The sequence below is a fragment of the Pseudomonas sp. NPDC089741 genome (assembly GCF_044748825.1).
GTDB classification, from domain to species: domain Bacteria; phylum Pseudomonadota; class Gammaproteobacteria; order Pseudomonadales; family Pseudomonadaceae; genus Aquipseudomonas; species Aquipseudomonas helmanticensis.
Genome location: NZ_JBIVGT010000006.1, coordinates 163,830 through 185,793 on the forward strand (window position 1 = coordinate 163,830; position 21,964 = coordinate 185,793).

Annotated in this window: 13 protein-coding genes; 8 read left to right on the plus strand and 5 right to left on the minus strand. The window is 60.4% G+C overall.

The features are described from left to right. The first annotated feature begins 69 nt into the window (after positions 1-69). The 4 genes from ACIPZE_RS09235 (at position 70) to ACIPZE_RS09250 (ending at position 8,064) form a co-directional block, all read left to right on the plus strand. Positions 70-3,177 (plus strand): efflux RND transporter permease subunit, encoded by a 3,108-nt coding sequence (locus ACIPZE_RS09235; protein WP_283436620.1) that lies wholly within the window; start codon positions 70-72, stop codon positions 3,175-3,177. Next, positions 3,174-4,643 carry an efflux transporter outer membrane subunit gene (locus ACIPZE_RS09240; protein ID WP_129393435.1) on the plus strand — a complete coding sequence of 490 codons (1,470 nt, stop codon included), beginning with the start codon at positions 3,174-3,176 and terminating at the stop codon, positions 4,641-4,643. Before ACIPZE_RS09235 ends, ACIPZE_RS09240 begins: the two co-directional genes overlap by 4 nt. Before the next feature lie 339 nt (positions 4,644-4,982). Next, entirely contained in the window at positions 4,983-7,064 is a 2,082-nt protein-coding gene (locus tag ACIPZE_RS09245; RefSeq protein WP_283436619.1) for a bifunctional diguanylate cyclase/phosphodiesterase, read from the plus strand. A 253-nt stretch (positions 7,065-7,317) separates the two neighbouring features. Further along, positions 7,318-8,064, plus strand: a complete 747-nt coding sequence (locus ACIPZE_RS09250) for an SDR family oxidoreductase (RefSeq protein WP_283436618.1) — start codon at positions 7,318-7,320, stop codon at positions 8,062-8,064. A gap of 116 nt (positions 8,065-8,180) precedes the next feature. Here the strand turns inward: ACIPZE_RS09250 and mapR are convergent, their stop codons facing one another. From mapR to ACIPZE_RS09265, 3 genes are all read right to left on the minus strand, one after another. After that, positions 8,181-9,590, minus strand: coding sequence for a GntR family transcriptional regulator MpaR (gene mapR, locus ACIPZE_RS09255; protein ID WP_129393444.1), 1,410 nt, complete (start codon positions 9,588-9,590; stop codon positions 8,181-8,183). A gap of 274 nt (positions 9,591-9,864) precedes the next feature. Continuing rightward, a complete protein-coding gene (gene ccoG / locus ACIPZE_RS09260) occupies positions 9,865-11,295 on the minus strand; it encodes a cytochrome c oxidase accessory protein CcoG (protein ID WP_400772543.1) in 1,431 nt (476 codons plus the stop codon). A 195-nt stretch (positions 11,296-11,490) separates the two neighbouring features. After that, positions 11,491-11,739: a DUF3203 family protein gene (locus ACIPZE_RS09265; RefSeq protein WP_283436616.1), complete on the minus strand. Its 249-nt coding sequence runs from the start codon at positions 11,737-11,739 to the stop codon at positions 11,491-11,493. A 123-nt stretch (positions 11,740-11,862) separates the two neighbouring features. On the opposite strand from ACIPZE_RS09265, the gene ACIPZE_RS09270 reads away from it, so the two are divergent. Then, the gene (locus ACIPZE_RS09270) at positions 11,863-12,375 is read left to right on the plus strand and encodes an MgtC/SapB family protein (RefSeq protein WP_283436615.1); all 513 of its coding nucleotides are present in this window, start codon (positions 11,863-11,865) and stop codon (positions 12,373-12,375) included. A gap of 125 nt (positions 12,376-12,500) precedes the next feature. On the opposite strand, the gene ACIPZE_RS09275 is transcribed toward ACIPZE_RS09270, so the two are convergent. Then, on the minus strand, positions 12,501-12,659 hold the full coding sequence (locus tag ACIPZE_RS09275; RefSeq protein ID WP_007966757.1) for a hypothetical protein: 159 nt from the start codon (positions 12,657-12,659) through the stop codon (positions 12,501-12,503). A 217-nt stretch (positions 12,660-12,876) separates the two neighbouring features. Between ACIPZE_RS09275 and ACIPZE_RS09280 the strand changes: the two genes are divergently transcribed. The 3 genes from ACIPZE_RS09280 to glgB all read left to right on the plus strand — a co-directional run bounded on the left by ACIPZE_RS09280 (position 12,877) and on the right by glgB (position 20,597). Then, positions 12,877-14,874, plus strand: a complete 1,998-nt coding sequence (locus tag ACIPZE_RS09280; protein ID WP_283436614.1) for an alpha-1,4-glucan--maltose-1-phosphate maltosyltransferase — start codon at positions 12,877-12,879, stop codon at positions 14,872-14,874. A 147-nt stretch (positions 14,875-15,021) separates the two neighbouring features. Continuing rightward, positions 15,022-18,363 (plus strand): maltose alpha-D-glucosyltransferase, encoded by a 3,342-nt coding sequence (gene treS / locus ACIPZE_RS09285; protein WP_400772545.1) that lies wholly within the window; start codon positions 15,022-15,024, stop codon positions 18,361-18,363. Between the two features lie 2 nt (positions 18,364-18,365). Then, positions 18,366-20,597, plus strand: a complete 2,232-nt coding sequence (gene glgB / locus ACIPZE_RS09290; RefSeq protein WP_283436612.1) for a 1,4-alpha-glucan branching protein GlgB — start codon at positions 18,366-18,368, stop codon at positions 20,595-20,597. A gap of 123 nt (positions 20,598-20,720) precedes the next feature. Here glgB and ACIPZE_RS09295 read toward each other — a convergent pair whose 3' ends face one another. Then, positions 20,721-21,791, minus strand: coding sequence for an autotransporter outer membrane beta-barrel domain-containing protein (locus ACIPZE_RS09295; RefSeq protein ID WP_283436611.1), 1,071 nt, complete (start codon positions 21,789-21,791; stop codon positions 20,721-20,723). Positions 21,792-21,964: the final 173 nt, after the last annotated feature.

The window sequence follows — 21,964 nt, forward strand, 5'->3', positions numbered from 1 at the left end:
CAGACACACCGCTATCGCGAGCAAGCCCGCTCCCACAGGAGTGTGGTGTGACGTTGGGGATTGCGTTCGATGAACCTGTCCGGTCCTTTCATCAAGCGTCCGGTCGCAACGATGCTGCTGAGCCTGGCGATCATGCTGCTGGGCGGTGTCAGCTTCGGCTTGTTGCCAGTGGCGCCACTGCCGCAAATGGACTTCCCGGTGATCGTCGTGCAGGCGAGCCTGCCCGGTGCCAGCCCCGAGGTCATGGCGTCTACCGTGGCGACGCCGCTGGAGCGCTCGTTCGGCGCGATTGCCGGCGTCAACACCATGAGCAGCCGTTCCAGCCAGGGCTCGACCCGGGTCATTCTGCAATTCGACCTCGATCGCGACATCAATGGCGCGGCGCGCGAAGTACAGGCGGCGATCAACGCCTCGCGCAACTTGTTGCCGAGCGGCATGCGCAGCATGCCGACCTACAAGAAGGTCAACCCGTCGCAGGCACCGATCATGGTGTTGTCGCTGACATCGGACGTGCTGGAAAAAGGCCAGCTTTACGATTTGGCCTCGACCATTCTGTCGCAGAGCCTGTCGCAGGTGCAGGGTGTCGGTGAAGTGCAGATCGGCGGCAGTTCGCTGCCGGCGGTGCGCATCGAACTCGAACCGCAGGCACTCAACCAGTACGGCGTGGCACTCGATGACGTGCGCAAGACCATCGCCGATGCCAACGTACGCCGGCCCAAAGGCTCGGTCGAGGACGGTCAGCGTCTGTGGCAGATTCAGGCCAACGATCAACTGGAAAAAGCCAAGGATTACGAATCGTTGATCATCCACTACGCCGACGGTGCCGCGCTGCGCCTGAAGGACGTGGCCAAGGTCAGCGATGGCGTCGAAGACCGCTACAACAGTGGGTTCTTCAACGATGACGCGGCGGTGCTGCTGGTGATCAACCGCCAGGCCGGGGCCAACATCATCGAGACGGTCAACGATATCAAGGCGCAACTGCCGGCACTGCAGGCCGTGTTGCCAGCCAGCGTCAAACTCAACCTGGCGATGGACCGCTCGCCGGTGATCAAAGCCACGTTGCATGAAGCCGAGATGACCCTGCTGATTGCCGTGGCGCTGGTGATCCTCGTGGTGTTCCTGTTCCTCGGTAACTTCCGCGCCTCGCTGATTCCGACGCTGGCGGTGCCGGTATCGCTGGTCGGCACCTTTGCGGTGATGTACCTCTACGGGTTCTCGCTGAACAATCTGTCGTTGATGGCACTGATTCTGGCCACCGGACTGGTGGTCGACGACGCCATCGTGGTGCTGGAGAACATTTCCCGGCACATCGACGAAGGCGTCAAACCGATGCAGGCCGCGTACCTCGGGGCCAAGGAAGTCGGGTTTACCTTGCTGTCGATGAACGTATCGCTGGTGGCCGTGTTCCTGTCGATCCTGTTCATGGGCGGGATCGTCGAAAGCCTGTTCCGTGAATTCTCGATTACGTTGGCGGCGGCGATTGTGGTGTCGCTGGTGGTCTCGCTGACGCTGACACCGATGCTGTGCGCGCGCTGGCTCAAGCCGCACACGCCGGGGCAGGAAAACCGTCTGCAACGCTGGAGCCGGCGGACCAACGACTGGATGGTCGGCAAGTACGCGACCAGCCTCGATTGGGTTCTGCGTCACCGGCGCCTGACATTGCTCAGTCTGCTGATCACCGTGGGCGTGAACGTCGCGTTGTACGTGGTGGTACCGAAAACCTTCATGCCGCAGCAGGACACCGGCCAGTTGATCGGTTTCGTGCGCGGCGATGACGGTCTGTCGTTCAGCGTGATGCAGCCGAAAATGGAGATCTTTCGTCGCGCCGTGCTCAAGGATGATGCGGTGGAAAGCGTCGCCGGCTTCATCGGCGGCACCAACGGCACCAACAACGCCTTCATGCTCGTACGTTTGAAACCGATCAAGGATCGCCAGTTGTCGGCGCAGAAAGTCATCGAACGCCTGCGCAAGGAAATGCCCAAAGTCGCCGGTGCGCAACTGATGTTGATGGCGGATCAGGATCTGCAGTTCGGCGGCGGTCGCGAGCAGACCACGTCGCAATACAGCTACATCCTGCAAAGCGCGGACCTCGGTTCGCTGCGCGAGTGGTATCCGAAAGTGGTCGCCGCGTTGCGTGCGCTGCCCGAGCTGACCGCCATCGACGCCCGCGAAGGCAAGGGTGCGCAGCAGGTGACGCTGATTGTCGACCGCGATCAGGCGAAACGCCTGGGCGTCGACATGGACATGGTCACCGCCGTGCTCAATAACGCCTACAGCCAGCGGCAGATTTCGACGATCTACGACAGCCTCAACCAGTATCAGGTGGTGATGGAGGTCGACCCGAAATATGCCCAGGACCCGGTGACGCTCAAGCAGGTACAAGTGATCACGGCGGACGGCGCGCGCGTGCCGTTGTCGACCTTCGCTCACTACGAAAACAGCCTGGAAGACGACCGCGTCAGCCACGAGGGGCAATTCGCCTCGGAAGACATTTCCTTCGACATGGCCGAAGGCGTGACCGTGGAGCAGGGCAGTGCCGCCATCGAACGGGCGATTGCCAAGCTCGGTTTGCCGGAAGATGTCATTGCGAAAATGGCCGGCACCGCCGACGCGTTTGCCGCCACGCAGAAGAGTCAGCCGTTCATGATTCTCGGCGCGTTGCTGGCGGTGTACCTGGTGCTGGGTGTGCTGTATGAAAGCTACATTCACCCGCTGACGATTCTCTCGACCCTGCCTTCGGCCGGGGTCGGTGCGCTGTTGTCGATCTATGCGCTGGGTGGCGAGTTCAGCCTGATTTCCCTGCTCGGCCTGTTCCTGCTGATCGGCGTGGTGAAGAAAAACGCCATTCTGATGATCGACCTCGCGTTGCAACTGGAGCGCCATCAGGGCATGACGCCACTGGAATCGATTCGCAGCGCTTGCCTGCAGCGTCTGCGGCCGATCCTGATGACCACATTGGCGGCGATTCTCGGTGCCTTGCCGTTGCTGCTCAGCCGGGCCGAAGGCGCGGAAATGCGCCAGCCGCTGGGCCTGACCATCATCGGCGGGTTGATCTTCAGCCAGGTGCTGACCCTTTACACCACGCCGGTGGTTTACCTCTATCTCGACAAGCTGCGCCATCGTTTCAATAAATGGCGTGGCGTGCGTACTGACGCCGCTCTGGAAACTCCGCTATGACTGACCGTTCGCTTATCCATCTGGCCACTGTGCGTGGCTCGCGCCTGTTGAGTCTGTCGCTGTGCGTAGCGATGCTCAGTGCCTGCGCCGTCGGCCCCGATTACCAGCGCCCGCAGACTGCCGAAATCGCTCAGTACAAGGAAGCTCAGGGCTGGCGCCAGGCCAACCCCAGCGATTCGCTGGCCCGCGGCGCCTGGTGGGAGTTGTATGGCGATCAGCAGCTCAACGGGTTGATCGAGAAACTCAACAGTTCCAACCAGACCGTTGCGCAATCGGAAGCCCAGTTCCGCCAGGCCCAGGCTCTGGTGCGCAGTGCGCGCGGGGCGTTTTACCCGAATGTCGACCTCAGCGTTGGCAAGACCCGCTCCAGCCAGGGCACCGGCAGCAGCAGTTCGAGCCTGAGCAGTTCTTCCAGCGGTATTCGTGACACGTACAACGCGCAGTTGGGCGTCAGTTGGGAAGCCGATATCTGGGGCAAATTGCGCCGTGGACTTGAAGCGGATAAAGCCAGTGCGCAGGCGAGTTTTGCCGATCTGGCAGCCATGCGCCTGAGCCAGCAGTCGGAGCTGGTGCAGAACTACCTGCAATTGCGCGTGATCGATCAGCAGAAACGTCTGCTCGAAGCCACCGTCGTCGCCTATGAGCGTTCGCTGAAAATGACGCAAAACCAGTACCGCGCCGGTGTTTCCGGGCGTGATGCGGTGGCCCAGGCGCAGACGCAGCTGAAAAGCACCCAGGCCGACCTGGTCGATCTGATCTGGCAGCGGGCGCAGTTCGAGAACGCCATTGCCGTACTCACCGGGCAGGCGCCCGCCGAGTTCAGCATCGCCGAAACCCAGAACATTCCGAACCTGCCGCAGATTCCGCTGAACCTGCCGTCGCAGTTGCTCGAACGTCGCCCCGACATCGCCTCGGCCGAGCGTTCGGTGATTGCCGCCAACGCCAATATCGGTGTGGCGAAAGCCGCCTACTACCCGGATCTGTCCCTGAGCCTCAGCGGTGGCTACAGCAGCAGTACTTCACAAAACCTGATCAGCTTGCCCAACCGTTTCTGGTCGGTCGGGCCGAAGCTGGACTTGCCGCTGTTCGACGGCGGCATCCGTTCGGCCGAGGTCGATCGCACCGAAGCGGTCTATGACCAGACCGTGGCCAAGTATCGTCAGACCGTGCTTGATGGCTTCCGCGAGGTGGAAAACTATCTGGTGCAACTCAAGGTGTACGAGGACGAAGCCGCGGTGCGCCAGGAAGCGCTGGATGCCGCGCGTGATTCCTTGCGCCTGACCGAAAACCAGTACAAGGCTGGTTTGATTGCCTACATCGATGTGGTGGTGGTGCAAGCCACTGCACTGAGCAACGAGCGCACGGTGCTGAACATATTGCAGAGCCGTTTGATTGCCAGCGTGCAGTTGATTGCGGCGCTGGGCGGCGGTTGGGATGGACAGCTCGACGTCTCGGATTCCAACTAGACCCATACCCCCGGATACCGTGACGCCTCGGGACTGCGCTATTCCCCGGTAGGAGCTGCCGAAGGCTCGGGCCGCGATCGGACGATCTTTTGATCTTGATGTTTAAAAACAAGATCATAAGATCGCAGCCTGCGGCAGCTCCTACAGGGGTTGATCTGAATTTTGGTGTGGGCTGTGAGGGGCGGGCCAGAGCCTTGTAGGACGATTTGACAAGCGTTTCATCGGGTTGATGGCAATTTGCTTACTTTGTCAGTGCGTTCTGCTGTGCAATCAGTACAATCGCCGCATTTGCCCGACCGAGAACGGACGCAGTACGGTTTGGGAATCACGAGAATTTCCATGCTCATCGGTAGCTATTCCTTCACCCTGGTGTTCATTTCTTTGTGTGTGGCGATCCTCGCGTCATACACCGCGCTCGACCTGACCGGGCGCATCGCCACTGCCAAGGGCCGCGCCGTGCATTTCTGGACAGCGGGCGGCGCACTGGCCATGGGTGTCGGCGTCTGGTCGATGCATTTCATCGGCATGCTCGCTTTCAAGCTGCCGATCGATCTGGGCTATGACATCACCATCACGGCGCTGTCATTGCTGATTGCGGTGCTGTCCTGCGGGTTTGCCTTGTGGCTGGTCAGCCAGCCGAAACTGCCGATCCTGCAACTGGCATTCGGCGCCTTGATCATGGGCGCCGGCATCAGTGCCATGCATTACACCGGCATGGCGGCACTGCGCATGACCCCCGGCATCGACTACGATCCGACGCTGTTCGGCGCCTCGTTGCTGATCGCGGTCGGTGCCTCGGCAGCGGCGCTGTGGATTGCCTTTCGCCTGCGTCAGCATTCGCCGTATGTGCGTCTGATCCGTGGTGGCGCCGCGATCATCATGGGCATCGCCATTGTCGGCATGCACTACACCGGCATGGCGGCTGCGCAATTTCCCGATGGCAGCTTCTGCGGCGCAACGCTCAATGGCCTCAAAGGCAACGGCCTCGACAGTCTGGTGCTGATCACTACGCTGGCGGTGTTGTCGATTGCCTTGCTGACGTCGATCCTCGACGCGCGGCTGGAAGCGCGTACCGCCGACCTCGCGCATTCCCTGACCGTGGCCAACCGTGAACTCACCCAACTGGCCCTGCATGACCCGCTGACCGGCCTGCCGAACCGCATGCTGCTCGACGACCGGATCAATCAGGCGATCAAAAAGGTCCATGAGCAGGGCGGTTGCTTTGCCTTGATGTTCATCGATCTCGACGGCTTCAAACCGGTCAACGATGCGTTCGGCCATCACATGGGCGACCAGTTGTTGCGTGAGGTCGGCTTGCGTCTGCGCGAAGATTTGCGCAGCCAGGACACGTTGGCGCGCATCGGTGGCGATGAGTTCGTGCTGTTGGTGCGCCTGACCGAACCGAACGATGCCCTCGGGCTGGCGGCACGCCAGGTCGGCTTGATCGCGCAGTCGTTCCATGTCGCGGAACATGACTTGCAGATTTCCGCCAGCGTCGGCATTGCCCTGTACCCGGGCAATGGCCACAACGCTCAGGAGCTGCTGATGAACGCTGACGCGGCGATGTACCACGCCAAGGGCGGCGGCAAAAACGGTTACAGCTTCTTCGACGCATCGATGAACAACAACGCGCGCAAGCAACTGCAACTGCTGCAGGATTTGCGTGCGGCGCTGGAACACAGCCAGTTCAGCCTGCATTACCAGCCCAAGTTCGACGCCGCCAATGGGCAACCGGTCGGTGCCGAAGCGCTGCTGCGTTGGGAGCATCCGCTGCACGGCATGTTGATGCCGGACAAATTCATCGATCTGGCCGAGAAAACCGGGCTGATCATTCCCATCGGCGAATGGGTGCTCAACGAAGCCTGCCGGCAGATGCGCGAGTGGTACGTGCTCGGCTATACCGACTGGCGTATCGCGGTGAATCTATCGGCGTTGCAGTTCTGCCACACCGGGCTGGTGCGCAGCGTCGCCAAGGCACTGGCAACGCATCACCTGCCGGCCAACAGCCTGACCCTGGAAATCACTGAAACCACCGCCATGAGCGACGCCGATGCGAGCATGACGGTGTTGCAGGAGTTGTCGGACATGGGCGTCGACCTGTCCATCGATGACTTCGGTACCGGTTATTCGAGCCTGATGTACCTCAAGCGCTTGCCGGCCAACGAGCTGAAGATCGATCGGGGTTTTGTCCGCGATCTGGAGCATGACAGTGATGATGCCGCAATTGTTTCGGCGATTGTTGCGTTGGGTCAGGCGCTGGGTTTGCGCATCGTGGCCGAGGGCGTAGAGACCGGCGTGCAGCAGCAATTCCTGACGCAGTTGGGCTGTGATTCGTTGCAGGGTTATCTGCTCGGGCATCCGATGCCGGCGGACAAATTCATGCAGGATATTGCGCGCGGTGAGCAGCTGGCGGCGGTCTGACTTCCCGCTGAGCGAAGTTCAGGAAAAACATTGTGGCGAGGGAGCTTGCCCCCGCCAGGACGCGAAGCGGCCCCTCCTTTGAAGGTTGGGCCTGCTGTGCAGGCCATCGGGAGCAAGCTCCCTCGTCACAAATGCACTACAACTTGAAAATTCAGGGTGCCGGTTGAGCCTTTGACAGAGCCCATGCAAAACCCGCCAATGGCGGTTATTCTTCCCCCCGACTGTTACGTGTGCATTCGGGGGAAAGGCCAGCATGGATAGAGTCATTGTGATCACCGGTGGCGGGCGCGGGATTGGTGCCGCTACGGCGTTGTTGGCTGCCGAGCAGGGCTATCGGATCTGCATCAACTACCAGCAAGACGAACAGGCCGCGCAAAGCGTGCTCGAACAAGTCCGCGCGCTGGGGGCACAAGCCATCGCCGTACGCGCCGATGTCAGCATCGAAGACGAAGTGATTGCGCTGTTCCAGCGGGTCGACAGCGAACTGGGCCGCGTCACCGCACTGGTGAACAACGCCGGCACCGTCGGACATAAATCGCGGGTCGATGAAATGTCCGAATTCCGTATTCTCAAAATCATGAAGACCAATGTCCTCGCGCCGATTCTCTGTGCCAAGCACGCGATCCTGCGCATGTCGCCCAAACATGGCGGGCAGGGCGGCAGTATCGTCAATGTGTCGTCGGTGGCTTCACGTCTGGGTTCACCGAATGAGTACGTCGACTACGCCGCTTCGAAAGGCGCGCTCGACACCTTCACCATCGGTCTGTCCAAGGAAGTCGCGGGCGAGGGCATTCGCGTCAACGCGGTGCGCCCGGGGTTCATCTACACCGATTTCCACGCGTTGAGCGGCGATCCGGATCGGGTCAGCAAACTTGAGTCGGCGATTCCGATGGCCCGTGGGGGGCGGCCGGATGAGGTGGCGGAGGCGATTGTCTGGTTGCTGTCGGACAAGGCTTCGTATGCGACCGGGACGTTTGTCGATTTGGGGGGCGGGCGTTAATTCAGCGGTGACCGCTCGGACCTCATCGCGAGCAGGCTCACTCCTACAATTGGAATGCGTTCCCCTGTAGGAGTGAGCCTGCTCGCGATAGCTTCTGACGGGGCAGCAATAATCTGTCAGAACGACCGCACAATCCGCCCCAACGTCTCCATGGCCTTTTCCGAATCCTCGGTCCATGGGCTGCCGTAATTCAGGCGAATACAATTTCTGAACCGCTGCGTCGGCGAGAATATCGGTCCCGGCGCAATACTGATGCCTTGCGCCAGTGCCATCTGAAACAACTTCAATGAATCCATCTGCGGTGGTAATTCCAGCCACAAGAAGTAACCGCCGGCCGGTTGGCTGACCCGCGTCTGTGCCGGGAAATAACGCGCGATCGCGGCGAGCATCGCGCTTTGCTGTTCTTCCAGCGCATAGCGCAGTTTGCGCAGGTGACGGTCATAGCCGCCATGTTGCAGATAGTCGGCAATCGCCGCTTGCGCCGGCATCGAGGCGCACAGCGAGGTCATCAGTTTCAGGCGCTCGATTTTCTGCGCATAACGCCCGGCGGCGACCCAGCCGATGCGGTAGCCGGGGGCGAGGCTTTTGGCGAACGAGCCGCAATGCATCACCAGGCCTTCAGTGTCGAAGGCCTTGGCCGGTTTCGGTGCCTGTTGGCCGTAATAGAGTTCGGCGTAGACATCGTCTTCGATCAGCGGCACTTGATGGCGGCGCAGCAGTTCGACCAGTTCCTGTTTCTTCGCCTCGGGCATGGTTGCGCCCATCGGGTTCTGGAAACTGGTCATGCACCAGCAGGCCTTGATCGGGTGGCGTTCCAGGGTTTGCGCGAGGACGCCAAGGTCGATGCCGTCGCGCGGGTGCACGGGGATTTCCACGGCTTTGAGTTTCAGCCGTTCGAGCACTTGCAGGCTGGCGTAGAACGCCGGGGCTTCGATGGCCACCAGGTCGCCGGGTTCGGTCACGGCTTGCAGGCACAGGTTCAGCGCTTCGAGGGCGCCGTTGGTGATCAGCAGTTCTTCCATCGGCAACATCAGCCCGCCGACCATGTAGCGCAGGGCGATCTGTCGGCGCAGTTGCGGGTTGCCCGGCGACATGTCGGTGACGACCATGCGCGGGTCCATTTCCCTTGCGGCGCTGGCCAGCGAGCGCGACAGGCGTTGCAGCGGGAACAGCGTCGGGCTGGGGAACGCCGAGCCGAACGGTACGGTGTTTGGGTCCTTGATCGACTCAAGAACAGAGAACACCAATTCGCTGACGTCGACTTCAGTGGAGTCGTTGACGTGGCTGCTGATCACCGGCTCCGAGAACGGGCTTGGCGCGTGGGTGTTGACGAAGTAGCCGGAGCGCGGCCGCGCACGGATCAGGCCGCGACGTTCGAGCAGGTAATAGGCCTGGAACACCGTGGACGGGCTGACGCCGTAGGTCTGGCTGGCGTAGCGCACCGAAGGCACGCGCTGGCCGGGGCCCAGCACGCCGGAGCGGATCAGTTCAGCGATGTCGTCGGCGAATTTTTCGTAGCGTTTCATCGAGGAGCCTTGGTGCTGGTTGATTGTGAGTGTCAGGTAAAAAGCCCCTCACCCTAGCTCTCTCCCGGAGGGAGAGGGGACTGATTGCGGGATGCTTGTGAACTACACCGACCTGACAGTACTTTGCTGAATCCATAATCGATTCGGCCGGAAAGTGCTTTGGCGAATCCATAATCAACTCGGTCTGTCAGGTCGATGTATAGCGACAGACACCTCGGTCGGCCCCCTCTACCCCTGGGAGAGGGCTGGGGTGAGGGGAAAGGATTCTAACGGCTCAACGATTCATCGGCGCCACAAACCTGCTCTTCGCCACGCTGTAGATGTCTGGTTCATCGCTGTCAGCGATCTTGAAGCTCAAGGTCTGCGAACTGCTGCTCGGGCGCTCGGTGGTCATTGCCACCGACACCGGCACGTCGACAATTTCGCCTGGCGCTAGGCTCAGTTCGGTCTTGCCTTGCAACTGGAAGCCTTCACCGTCAACCAGACTCAAGTTGTAATCCTGGCGTTGTTGGGTCTTGTTGATGACTTTCAGGCTATAGATGTTCTCGATCTGGCCCTGACCGTTCTCACGGAATAATCCGCGATCCTTGGTCACGTCCAGCGAGACCATTGGCCGTTCAACCAGCGCCAACGCGAGTGCACCGATCATCGCCAGCAGCACCACGGTGTAGCCGATCAATCGTGGCCGCAGCAGGTGCGTCTTGCCACCCTGCAATTCGCGCTCGGAGCTGTAGCGGATCAAGCCGCGCGGGTAGTTCATCTTGTCCATGATCGAATCGCAGGCGTCGATGCACGCGGCGCAACCGATGCATTCCATCTGCAAGCCGTCGCGGATGTCGATGCCGGTCGGGCAGACCTGCACGCACAAATGGCAATCGATGCAATCGCCGAGGCCGGCTTCGAGCGGTTTTACATCACGTTTGCGCGGGCCACGATTTTCGCCCCGGGCGACGTCGTAGGAAATCGCCAGGGTGTCCTTGTCGAACATCACGCTCTGGAAGCGCGCATACGGGCACATGTGCATGCACACCGCTTCGCGTAGCCAGCCGGCGTTGATGTAAGTGGCGGCGGTGAAAAACAGCACCCAGAACAGGCTGACGCCGCCGATCTGCAAGGTCAGCAGCTCTTCGGCCAGTGGCCGGATCGGTGTGAAGTAGCCGACGAAGGTCAGGCCGGTCAGTACGCTGATCGCCAGCCACAGCGTGTGCTTGGCCGCACGCCGCGCCAGTTTGTTGAGGCCCCACGGCGCCGCTTGCAGTTTGATCCGCTGGTTGCGCTCGCCCTCGGTGATCTTCTCGCACCACATGAAAATCCACGTCCACGAGCTCTGCGGGCAGGTGTAGCCGCACCAGACCCGTCCGGCGAACACGGTGATGGCGAACAGGCCGAACGCGGCAATGATCAGCAGGGCCGAGAGCAGAATGAAATCCTGTGGCCAGAAGGTCGCGCCGAAGATGTGGAATTTGCTTTCGGAAAGGTCCCAGAGCACCGCCTGGCGTCCACCCCAGTTCAGCCACACGGTGCCGAAAAACAGCACAAACAGAAATCCCGCACCGCTCATGCGCAGCGAGCGAAACAGGCCGGTGAAGCTGCGGGTGTGAATTTGATTGTCGCTGGATTTGGCCGTCGCCTTCATTGGGCGTGCGGGCACACTTTTTATCGTGGGAGATGCTTCTACGGTTCGGACGGGGATTTGTTCGCTCATGGTTATTCGCTCATCAGCCTCCATCAGGCCAGAGCACTATGAGCGTCGATCTGTTTGCATAACAGACTCAGGTATTTCAATAAAAAGCGTATCAGATGCGCTTTTTCACAGCGCCTGCGACAACTTGAAGCAGCCCGCAGGCACGGGCGCAAACGCCTATCGCAGACGTTTGCGCGGGGTGTTGACCAAGGTCAGTCAAATCACCGAATCACTCTCGTCAGCCTTCAGGTGTTTGCGACCGTCCTTCGCGCCAGCAACGGTCAAGGCGTCGGCTTCGGATTCGGTGACGTAAACGCGCCGACCTTCTATTTCCACGAACGACATGGATTTTTCGCTATCGGTGCGGACTTCCAGGGTGTCGCAGATGCGAATTTCCTCGCCATTTTCGACAGTGAAAAAACACACTTTCTGTTCGGGATTGCTTTCATCGACTCGAAGGGGCATGGGGCAGTCCTTTTTTCAGGGAGGTCTGCAAGGTTAGGGCACACGCTGCGCCGATCGTTCTGCGCAACTGATTAATGGTCGCCGCTGTCCATCATCTATCGAGCCAATAACAAGGACTGCACGATGAACGCGTGGTGGCATGAAGTGTGGGAAACCCTGCAAGTGGAATTCGCCGACATTGGCGATGCTTCGCAACTGACGCGGATTACCGTGCGGCTGTTGATGGCAGCGGTGCTTGGCGGGATTCTCGGGTTCGAACGCGAGCACAAGGGCAAGGCAGCCGGGGTGCGCACGCATATGTTGGTGGCGCTCGGCGCGGCGTTGTTTGTGCTGGTGCCGCAAACGTCAGGGGCGGAGTCCGATGCGATGAGTCGGGTGCTGCAGGGGGTGATCGCCGGGATCGGTTTTCTTGGCGCCGGGACGATTCTGAAAAATCATGAGGGTGATGAAGGTCACGTCAAAGGCCTGACCACGGCGGCCGGGCTGTGGATGACGGCGGCTATTGGTGTCGCGGCGGGATTGGGCAAGGAAGCCACGGCGTTGCTCAGTACCTTGCTGGCGCTGGGGATTTTCAGCGTGATGCCGCGCATCGTAAAACTCTTCGAAAAAGAGGAGGAGAAGACTGATGATCACTGACTGATCGTTGCCACGTTGATCGTTCCCACGCTCTGCGTGGGAATGTCTCAATGGACGCTCCGCGTCCGCTTTGGGACGCGGAGCGTCCCGGGCTGCATTCCCACGCGGAGCGTGGGAACGATCAGTTAGACGATGACTGGTGGCATCGTCGTTGGTGGTTCTTCCTTGGGCGGTGGCGTGGTGCCCGGTGGTTCCTGCTCGGGAACCGGCTGCGGTTCCGTCTCCGGCAGGGTGGGTTTGTCGATGTTCGGATCGGGCGTTTCCGCCGGGATCGGGATATTCATCTGATGACCTCCGTGTGGCACATGGCGTGAGAAGTGCTTAAGTGGATTGACCACCCAGCGCGTAATTCGATCCGCTTTTGTGTCACGGCAATTTCATCTGAACTTTTCCCGGCGGCGGTCGCTCGGAACCTAAGTGAGTTCATTGCGGGGCAGGCGCTTCGTTGCGAATACCGATCCGGCACAAGAGCGTCCTTGGGGCGTTAAGGAGAGATGCTCAATGACTGCTGAAAAACCCTCAGAGCTGAGCTACAACCCACACATGCCGCTGTCGCAGGCGTTGCTGCTGCCGCGTATCGCCATCGAAAACACCATGCCGACCCTTGATGGCGGGCAGTTTGCCGTGAAGTCGATTGCCGGGCGTGCGGTGATCGTCACCAGCAAGGTGTTCGCCGACGGTCACGACAAGCTGGCTGTACGCATTCGTTGGCGCGAAGAAGGCGAAGAGACCTGGCAGAGCGAGGTCATGTCCGATCAGGGCAACAATGGCTGGCAAGGCCAATTCCGCCCTGAACATCAGGGGCGTTTCCTCTATTGCATCGAGGCGTGGATCGACCATTTCGCCAGTTTCCAGTATGAACTGGAGAAGAAACACAACGCTGCCGTACCGGTTTCACTGGAGCTGCAGGAAGGCCGCAGCATGGTGCAACAGGCCGCCGAGCGCAGTGAAGGTCAACTCAGCGAGCACTTGGCCGCTTTGCACCATGAGCTCTCCGGCCTGCTCGAAACCGAGCAGGTGGCGCTGTTTCTGCACTCGCGCAGTGCGCAATTGATGGCTGAGGCCGATCACCGCGCCTATCTGAGTGTCAGCGCCGAATTCCCTATGGATGTCGAGCGCGAACTGGCCGAGTTCGCCAGTTGGTACGAGCTGTTTCCCCGCTCGATCACCGATGATCCGCGCCGTCACGGCACCTTCAATGACGTGCATTCACGCTTGCCGATGATTCAGGACATGGGTTTCGACGTGCTGTATTTCACGCCGATTCACCCGATTGGCCGCGCACACCGCAAGGGCCGCAACAACTCCCTGACCGCCGGCCCGGACGATCCCGGCAGCCCCTACGCGATTGGTAGCGAGGAGGGCGGCCACGAGGCGATTCACTCGCAACTCGGCACTCGCGAAGACTTTCGCCGGCTGGTGGCGGCGGCTGCCGATCATGGACTGGAGATCGCCCTCGATTTCGCCATTCAGTGTTCCCAGGATCACCCGTGGCTCAAGCAGCATCCGGGCTGGTTCAACTGGCGCCCGGACGGCACGATCAAATACGCGGAAAACCCGCCGAAGAAATATCAGGACATCGTCAATGTCGACTTCTACGCGCCGGACGCCATTCCGAGTCTCTGGGTCGAGCTGCGTGACATCGTCATTGGCTGGGTTGAAGAGGGCGTGAAGATCTTTCGCGTCGACAACCCGCACACCAAGCCACTGCCGTTCTGGCAATGGCTGATCGCCGATGTGCGCGCGCTATACCCGGAAGTGATCTTCCTCGCAGAAGCCTTCACCACCCCGGCGATGATGGCGCGCCTCGGCAAGGTCGGTTACACGCAGAGCTACACCTATTTCACCTGGCGCAACACCAAGGCCGAACTGGCGACGTATCTGACCGAACTGAATGAATCGCCGTGGCGCGAGTGCTACCGGCCGAACTTCTTCGTCAACACGCCCGACATCAACCCGGCGTTCCTGCATGAGTCGGGACGTCCGGGTTTTCTCATCCGTGCGGCGCTGGCGACCATGGGATCAGGGTTGTGGGGCATGTATTCCGGGTTCGAGCTGTGTGAAGCGGCGCCGGTGCCGGGCAAGGAGGAATACCTCGATTCGGAGAAGTACGAGATTCGCATTCGCGACTTCACCGCACCGGGCAACATCATTGCCGAGATCGCCCAGCTCAATCGTATTCGTCGGCAGAACCCGGCGTTGCACACGCATTTGGGCCTGAAGGTCTACAACGCCTGGAACGACAACATTCTCTACTTCGGCAAACGCAGTGCCGACGGCAGCAATTTCATTCTGGTCGCGGTGAGCCTTGATCCGCATAACGTGCAGGAGGCGAATTTTGAACTGCCGTTGTGGGAGATGGGTTTGCCGGACGATGCGACGACCCATGGCGAGGACTTGATGAACGGCCATCGCTGGGACTGGCATGGCAAGTACCAATTCATGCGCATTGACCCGGCGTACCAGCCGTTCGGCATCTGGCGAATCACCACTACGTAATGATCGTTCCCACGCTCTGCGTGGGAATGCATCCCGGGACGCTCTGCGTCCCAAAATCGGACGCAGAGCGTCCATGGCGGCATTCCCACGCAGAGCGTGGGAACGATCATCGTGGGACGCTTCTAAAGAATTCAGCAGGAGTTTCACATGGCGAAGAAACCCAAGGCAGCCACCTTCATCAAAGACCCGCTCTGGTACAAGGACGCGGTGATCTATCAAGTTCACGTCAAATCGTTTTTCGACTCCAACAACGACGGGATCGGCGACTTTCCCGGTCTGATCGCCAAACTCGATTACATCGCCGAACTCGGCGTCAACACCATCTGGCTCTTGCCGTTCTACCCATCGCCGCGTCGCGATGACGGCTACGACATTGCCGAATACCGTGGTGTGCACAGCGATTACGGAACCATGGCCGATGCCAAGCGCTTCATCGCCGAGGCGCACAAGCGTGGCTTGCGGGTGATCACCGAGCTGGTGATCAACCACACCTCTGACCAGCATCCGTGGTTCCAGCGTGCACGCAAGGCCAAACCCGGCTCGGCTGCGCGGGACTTCTATGTGTGGTCGGATGACGACCAGAAATACGATGGCACGCGGATCATTTTTCTCGACACGGAGAAATCCAACTGGACCTGGGACCCGGTCGCTGGCCAGTACTTCTGGCACCGTTTTTATTCGCACCAGCCCGACCTGAATTTCGACAATCCGCAAGTGATGAAAGCGGTGCTGTCGGTGATGCGTTACTGGCTCGACATGGGCATCGACGGCCTGCGCCTCGACGCCATTCCGTACCTGATCGAGCGTGACGGCACCAACAACGAAAACCTTCCCGAGACCCACGACGTCCTCAAGCAGATTCGCGCCGAGATCGACGCCAATTACCCCGACCGCATGCTGCTCGCCGAGGCCAACCAATGGCCTGAAGACACTCAGCTGTATTTCGGCGACACCGATGCCAAAGGCCTGAATGGCGATGAATGCCACATGGCGTTCCACTTTCCGCTGATGCCGCGCATGTACATGGCGCTGGCGCAGGAAGACCGCTTTCCGATCACCGATATCTTGCGCCAGACCCCGGAAATTCCTGCCAACTGCCAATGGGCGATTTTCCTCCGTAATCACGATGAACTGACCCTGGAAATGGTCACCGACAAAGAGCGTGACTACCTGTGGAATTACTACGCCGCTGACCGTCGCGCGCGGATCAATCTCGGCATCCGCCGGCGTCTGGCGCCGCTGATGGAGCGCGACCGTCGCCGCGTCGAATTGCTCAATAGCCTGCTGCTGTCGATGCCGGGCACGCCGACTCTGTATTACGGCGATGAAATCGGCATGGGCGACAACATCTACCTCGGCGACCGCGATGGCGTGCGCACGCCGATGCAGTGGTCGATTGACCGTAACGGCGGCTTCTCCCGAGCCGACCCGGCCAGCCTGGTGCTGCCGCCGATCATGGACCCGCAATACGGCTATCTCTCGGTCAACGTCGAAACCCAGGCCGGTGATCCGCATTCGCTGCTCAATTGGACGCGGCGCATGCTCGCCGTGCGCAAGCAGTCGAAGGCGTTCGGTCGCGGCACGCTGAAAATGCTCTCGCCGAGCAATCGCCGGATTCTCGCCTACACCCGCGAATTCACCGACGCCGATGGCAAACACGAAATCATCCTCTGCGTGGCTAACGTCTCGCGCAGTGCGCAAGCGGCGGAGCTGGACCTGTCGGCGTACGTCGGCATGGTGCCGGTGGAGATGCTGGGCGGTAATGCCTTCCCGCCGATTGGCCAGTTGAATTTCCTCCTGACCCTGGCGCCGTACGGTTTCTATTGGTTTGCGCTGGCCAGCGAAAACCAGATGCCGAGCTGGCACGTCGAGCCGGCGCAGAGCCTGCCGGACTTCACCACGCTGGTGCTGAAAAAACGCATGGAAGAACTGCTCGAAGCGCCGTCCCGCACGACGCTGGAGCAAAACATCCTGCCGAGCTGGCTGCAAAACCGCCGCTGGTTTGCCGGCAAGGACGCGGCCATCGATAAAGTCCATCTGGCCTATGGCGTGCGCTTCGGCGATGCCCAGCATCCAGTGCTGCTCAGCGAAATCGAAGTCAGCAGTGGCGGCCAGACCAGCCGTTATCAATTGCCGTTCGGCTTCATTGCGGAAGATCAGGTCGGCCCGGCGTTGCCGCAGCAACTGGCGTTGTCACGTGTGCGTCGCGTGCGTCAGGTCGGTTTGATCACTGATGCGTTCAGCCTCGAAGCGTTTATTCGCGCGGTGCTGCAAGGCATGCAGAACCACACGGTGCTGGAATCCAGCGAAGGCGAAATCCGTTTCGCACCGACGCCGCAGCTGGAAAAACTCGGCCTCGGCGAGGAGTCGGAAGTGCGTTACCTGTCTGCCGAGCAATCCAACAGTTCAGTGGTGATCGGCAACAGTCTGGTGCTGAAACTGATCCGCAAAGTCGCCTCAGGCGTTCACCCGGAGCTGGAGATGAGTGCGTATCTGACCGAGGCTGGCTTCGGCAATATTTCACCCTTGCTCGGTTCGGTGATTCGCCGTGACGCTCAGGGCCAGGACAATCTGCTGATGATCGCCCAGGGTTACCTGAGCAATCAGGGCGATGCCTGGGAATGGACGCAGAACAACCTCGAACGAGCGCTGCGCGATGAACTCGCCGATGCCATGTCCGAGCAGGAACAGCATTACAACGCACTGGGCGAGTTAAAGGATTTTGCCGGCATGCTTGGCCAGCGTCTGGGCGAAATGCATCAGGTACTGGCGACAGCGACGGACAACGCCGACTTCGCCCCGCAAGTGTCGACCGCCAAGGATATGCAGGCTTCCGGCAAGGACGTTGCCGCGCAAGTCGAGCATGCGCTGAAGCTGCTCAAGCAGCATCAGGGCGAACTCGGTGCGGCGGATCAGAAATTGGTCAAACGCCTGCTCGACGAGAAAAAAACCATCCTTGATCACGTGCAGGATCTGGCGAAAAAAGCCGTCGGCGGTTTGCGCATTCGCGTTCACGGCGACCTGCATCTGGGGCAGGTGCTGGTGATCAAGGGCGATGCCTACCTGATCGACTTCGAGGGCGAGCCGGCGCGGCCATTGAGCGAGCGCCGTGGCAAACACAGTCCGTACAAGGATGTCAGTGGCGTGCTGCGCTCGTTCGATTACGCGGCGGCGATGACCATCAACGTGCACAACGTCGATCACAGTGCCGAGTCCGAAGACGCGCGTCGTCGGGTGGCGCAACGCTATTTGCGTGAAGCGCGAGAAGCATTTGTCGAGGCATATCGCCGCGCGGCAGCTAGTCTTCAGCATGCCTGGCAAGATCCTGAAGGGGCCGACGCTGCGCTGGCATTGTTCGGTCTGGAGAAGGCGGCCTATGAAGTGGCCTATGAAGCCGAAAATCGCCCCACGTGGCTGCCCGTGCCGTTGCACGGTTTGTATGGGTTATTGACGGGGCTTAAACCCTTTTCCGATCTTGGTGGAGAGTAGTCATGAGTTTCTCGAACAAGGAACAGGGACAGGTCAAAGAAGCATTGCTGCCCTCGGCGAAAGATATCGATGCCTTGGTGCGTGCAGAACACCAGGACCCTTTTTCCATTCTTGGCCCGCACGGCGATGGCGCTGGCGGGCAATTCATTCGCGCCTATCTTCCGGGTGCGTTGAGCGTTGTCGTGCTGGACAAAGACAGCGGCGAAGAACGCGGTCCGCTGCAACAGGCGGAAACGCCGGGGTTGTTTGTCGGTCATTTCGAGCAGGCGCGACCGTATCAGTTGCGCACGCGCTGGGCCGGTGGCGAGCAGGTGGCAGAAGACCCGTATAGCTTCGGCCAGTTGCTCGGTGAAATGGATTTGTATCTATTCGCCGAGGGCAATCACCGCGACCTCAGCGCTTGCCTCGGCGCGCAGTTGAAAACCGTCGATGGCGTCGACGGCGTGCGGTTCGCCGTGTGGGCGCCGAATGCCCGGCGCGTGTCGGTGGTCGGGGATTTCAACGTCTGGGACGGCCGTCGCCATCCGATGCGCCTGCGGCATCCGTCCGGGGTCTGGGAGTTGTTCATTCCACGGCTGCAAGCGGGCGAGTTGTACAAATACGAAATCCTCGGCGCCCACGGGATTCTGCCGCTGAAGGCCGACCCGATGGCGCTGGCCACCAGCCTGCCGCCGGATACCGCGTCGAAAGTCGCCGAGCCGCTGCAGATCGACTGGCAGGATCACGACTGGATGAACAGTCGCCGCGAGCGCCAGAAGCATTCAGCACCGCTGTCGATCTACGAATTGCACGCCGGTTCGTGGCAATGCGAGCTGGATGATCTCGGCGAAGTGGCGCGCCAGTACAGCTGGCCGGAACTGGCGGAACGGCTGATTCCCTATGTGAAGGAACTCGGCTTCACCCACATCGAACTGATGCCGATCATGGAACACCCGTTCGGTGGTTCCTGGGGTTATCAGTTGCTTTCGCAATTCGCGCCGAGCGCGCGGTACGGTTCGCCGGCGCAGTTCGCCGAATTCGTCGACGCCTGCCACCGGGCCGAAATCGGCGTGATCCTCGACTGGGTACCCGCGCATTTCCCCACCGACACCCACGGTCTGGCGCAATTCGACGGCACGGCGTTGTACGAATACGGCAACCCGCTGGAAGGTTTTCATCAGGACTGGGACACGCTGATCTACAACCTCGGGCGCACTGAAGTGCACGGTTACATGCTCGCTTCCGGGCTGCACTGGTTGAAGCATTTCCATGTCGATGGTTTGCGCGTCGATGCCGTGGCTTCGATGCTCTATCGCGACTATTCGCGCAAGGCTGGCGAGTGGGTGCCGAACCGTCATGGTGGGCGCGAGAATCTCGAAGCCATCGATTTCTTGCGGCACTTGAACGACGTCGTCGAGCTGGAAGCGCCGGGTGCGCTGGTCATCGCTGAAGAATCCACCGCGTGGCCGGGTGTCAGCCAAAGCACTCAGCAGGGCGGTCTGGGGTTCGCCTACAAGTGGAACATGGGCTGGATGCACGATTCGCTGCACTACATTCAGCAGGATCCGGTGTACCGCGCGCATCATCACAATGAACTGAGTTTTGGCCTGGTCTACGCCTGGTCCGAGCGTTTTATCCTGCCGATCTCCCACGACGAAGTGGTGCACGGCAAGCATTCGCTGATCGACAAGATGCCCGGCGATCGCTGGCAGAAATTTGCCAACCTGCGCGCTTACCTGAGCTTCATGTGGACGCATCCGGGCAAGAAGTTGTTGTTCATGGGCTGCGAGTTTGGCCAGTGGCGCGAGTGGAATCACGATCAGCAGCTGGATTGGTATCTGCTGCAGTATTCCGAGCACAAGGGCGTACAGAAACTGGTTGGCGACCTTAACCGGCTGTACCGCGAGGAGCCGGCGCTGCACGATCAGGATGACGCGCCGCAGGGGTTCCAGTGGTTGATTGGCGATGATGCGATCAACAGCGTTTACGCCTGGCTGCGCTGGAGCAAGGACGGTAAACCGGTGGTGGTCGTGGCCAACTTTACCCCGGTGCCGCGTCAGTCGTATCGCGTCGGTGTGCCGTTTGCCGGGCGCTGGACCGAGTTGCTCAACAGCGATGCAGGGATTTATGCCGGGTCGAATTATGGCAACGGCGGCGGGGCGCAGACCGAAGAAGTGCCGAGCCATGGGCAGGCGTTGTCGCTGGAGCTGAATCTGCCACCGCTGGCGGTGTTGATCCTCAAACCAGAGGGTTGATCCAGTACCGAGTTGCTGCCATCGCGAGCAGGCTCACTCCTACACTTGGAATGCGTTCCCCTTGTAGGAGTGAGCCTGCTCGCGATGGCGTCAGCACAAACACTATCGCCGCTAAGCCAAACGCTACCAACGCATCCGCACGCCAAGGCTGCCGATCAGACCATTCAAATCATTGTCATCGACATCGCTGCTGTAATCGGCGCTGACATACAAACTCACCGAAGGCGTCATCCGCGCCACCAGGCCCAAGCCCAACTCCACTGTCGAGGATTTGCGGCTGCTGCTGATCTTGTCGACCTGATCCAGTGTCACCGTGTTGCCGGTGTACACCGTGTGCCAGAGGTTGGTGCGCACATAGGGTTCTACCGGCAGGCCATTCAAATCGTAACTGCCTTTCAAACGGGCGCCGACGCGACCGCTCCAGGCGCTGAGATCCGTCGATGAGGCATTGCCGGAACCGGCATAGGGCGTGTCGAGCGTGATGCGCTGGTTGATCAATTGTGCCTGCGGTTCGACCACCCAGTTTTCACTCAAGCCAATCGGGAAGCCGCCTTCGACCGAGAAGGTCATCGCGCTGCCTTCGGTGGCTTGCCGCGCGCCTTGTTCGTTGCGACTGAAACCGCTGACGCGGCCGCCGCTGGCCGACAGATCGACGTGCCAGCCTTGGGCGCCGGTCAGGCTGTAATAGGCGCCGAGGCTCTGGCCTTGCAGGTTGAGGGTGTCGGTGGTCGGGTCGTCGAGGGCGCGACTGGTGAGCAAGCCGTTGCCGTTGGCTTGAATCTGATTGAGGCCGCCGATCAGGCCGATGGTCTGGGTATGGCCGCTGCCGCTTTGCAGAGTCAGGACGGCGGGGCCTTTGAACTCGCCGCTGCCGGGTGTGGCAAAACCCGAAGACAACACGTCGGTTTGCGCTTGCCGGGCGCTGCGGCCGTAGAGCTGGTCCCAGGCGCCGGGGGCGAGATCTTCAGTGATCAGGTTGGCGCCGCGCAGGTCGGGCCGCGGGCTGAAGCGCTGCTGATCGGGGGTGATGACCGTGGCGGGCAAGGTCATCACCGGTACGTCCGCGCGATACCACGGCGTGGTTTCATCCGCCGCAGGGCCGGCCTGCGCCTCCATGGATGAGCACAGCAAGATGGAACTCGACACTGTGCAGAAAGTGATTTTGATCTCGTGTGGGGTGAATGAAATTTTCATGGAGGTCTACCTTGCAAGCGCATGCGACATCTCGATGTGGCGTCTCTCCTACCCCGAACGAGGGGCGACCGAATGGAGCGGGACAAACCGTGGCCGCTCGATTTCGCGAGTGTCCGAAGGCTCGTTCCGGGTAGTGATTCCGGGGGTAGTAAGGTAGAGATAAGAAGAGTGCG

Coding starts and splice junctions, on each gene's coding strand:
- ACIPZE_RS09235 (WP_283436620.1), top strand. CDS start 70: ATGAACCTGTCCGGTCCTTTCATCAAGCGTCCGGTCGCAACGATGCTG.
- ACIPZE_RS09295 (WP_283436611.1), bottom strand. CDS start 21,791: ATGAAAATTTCATTCACCCCACACGAGATCAAAATCACTTTCTGCACA.
- ACIPZE_RS09270 (WP_283436615.1), top strand. CDS start 11,863: ATGAACGCGTGGTGGCATGAAGTGTGGGAAACCCTGCAAGTGGAATTC.
- ACIPZE_RS09275 (WP_007966757.1), bottom strand. CDS start 12,659: ATGAATATCCCGATCCCGGCGGAAACGCCCGATCCGAACATCGACAAA.
- ACIPZE_RS09245 (WP_283436619.1), top strand. CDS start 4,983: ATGCTCATCGGTAGCTATTCCTTCACCCTGGTGTTCATTTCTTTGTGT.
- ACIPZE_RS09265 (WP_283436616.1), bottom strand. CDS start 11,739: ATGCCCCTTCGAGTCGATGAAAGCAATCCCGAACAGAAAGTGTGTTTT.
- ccoG (WP_400772543.1), bottom strand. CDS start 11,295: ATGAGCGAACAAATCCCCGTCCGAACCGTAGAAGCATCTCCCACGATA.
- ACIPZE_RS09280 (WP_283436614.1), top strand. CDS start 12,877: ATGACTGCTGAAAAACCCTCAGAGCTGAGCTACAACCCACACATGCCG.
- glgB (WP_283436612.1), top strand. CDS start 18,366: ATGAGTTTCTCGAACAAGGAACAGGGACAGGTCAAAGAAGCATTGCTG.
- mapR (WP_129393444.1), bottom strand. CDS start 9,590: ATGAAACGCTACGAAAAATTCGCCGACGACATCGCTGAACTGATCCGC.
- ACIPZE_RS09240 (WP_129393435.1), top strand. CDS start 3,174: ATGACTGACCGTTCGCTTATCCATCTGGCCACTGTGCGTGGCTCGCGC.
- ACIPZE_RS09250 (WP_283436618.1), top strand. CDS start 7,318: ATGGATAGAGTCATTGTGATCACCGGTGGCGGGCGCGGGATTGGTGCC.
- treS (WP_400772545.1), top strand. CDS start 15,022: ATGGCGAAGAAACCCAAGGCAGCCACCTTCATCAAAGACCCGCTCTGG.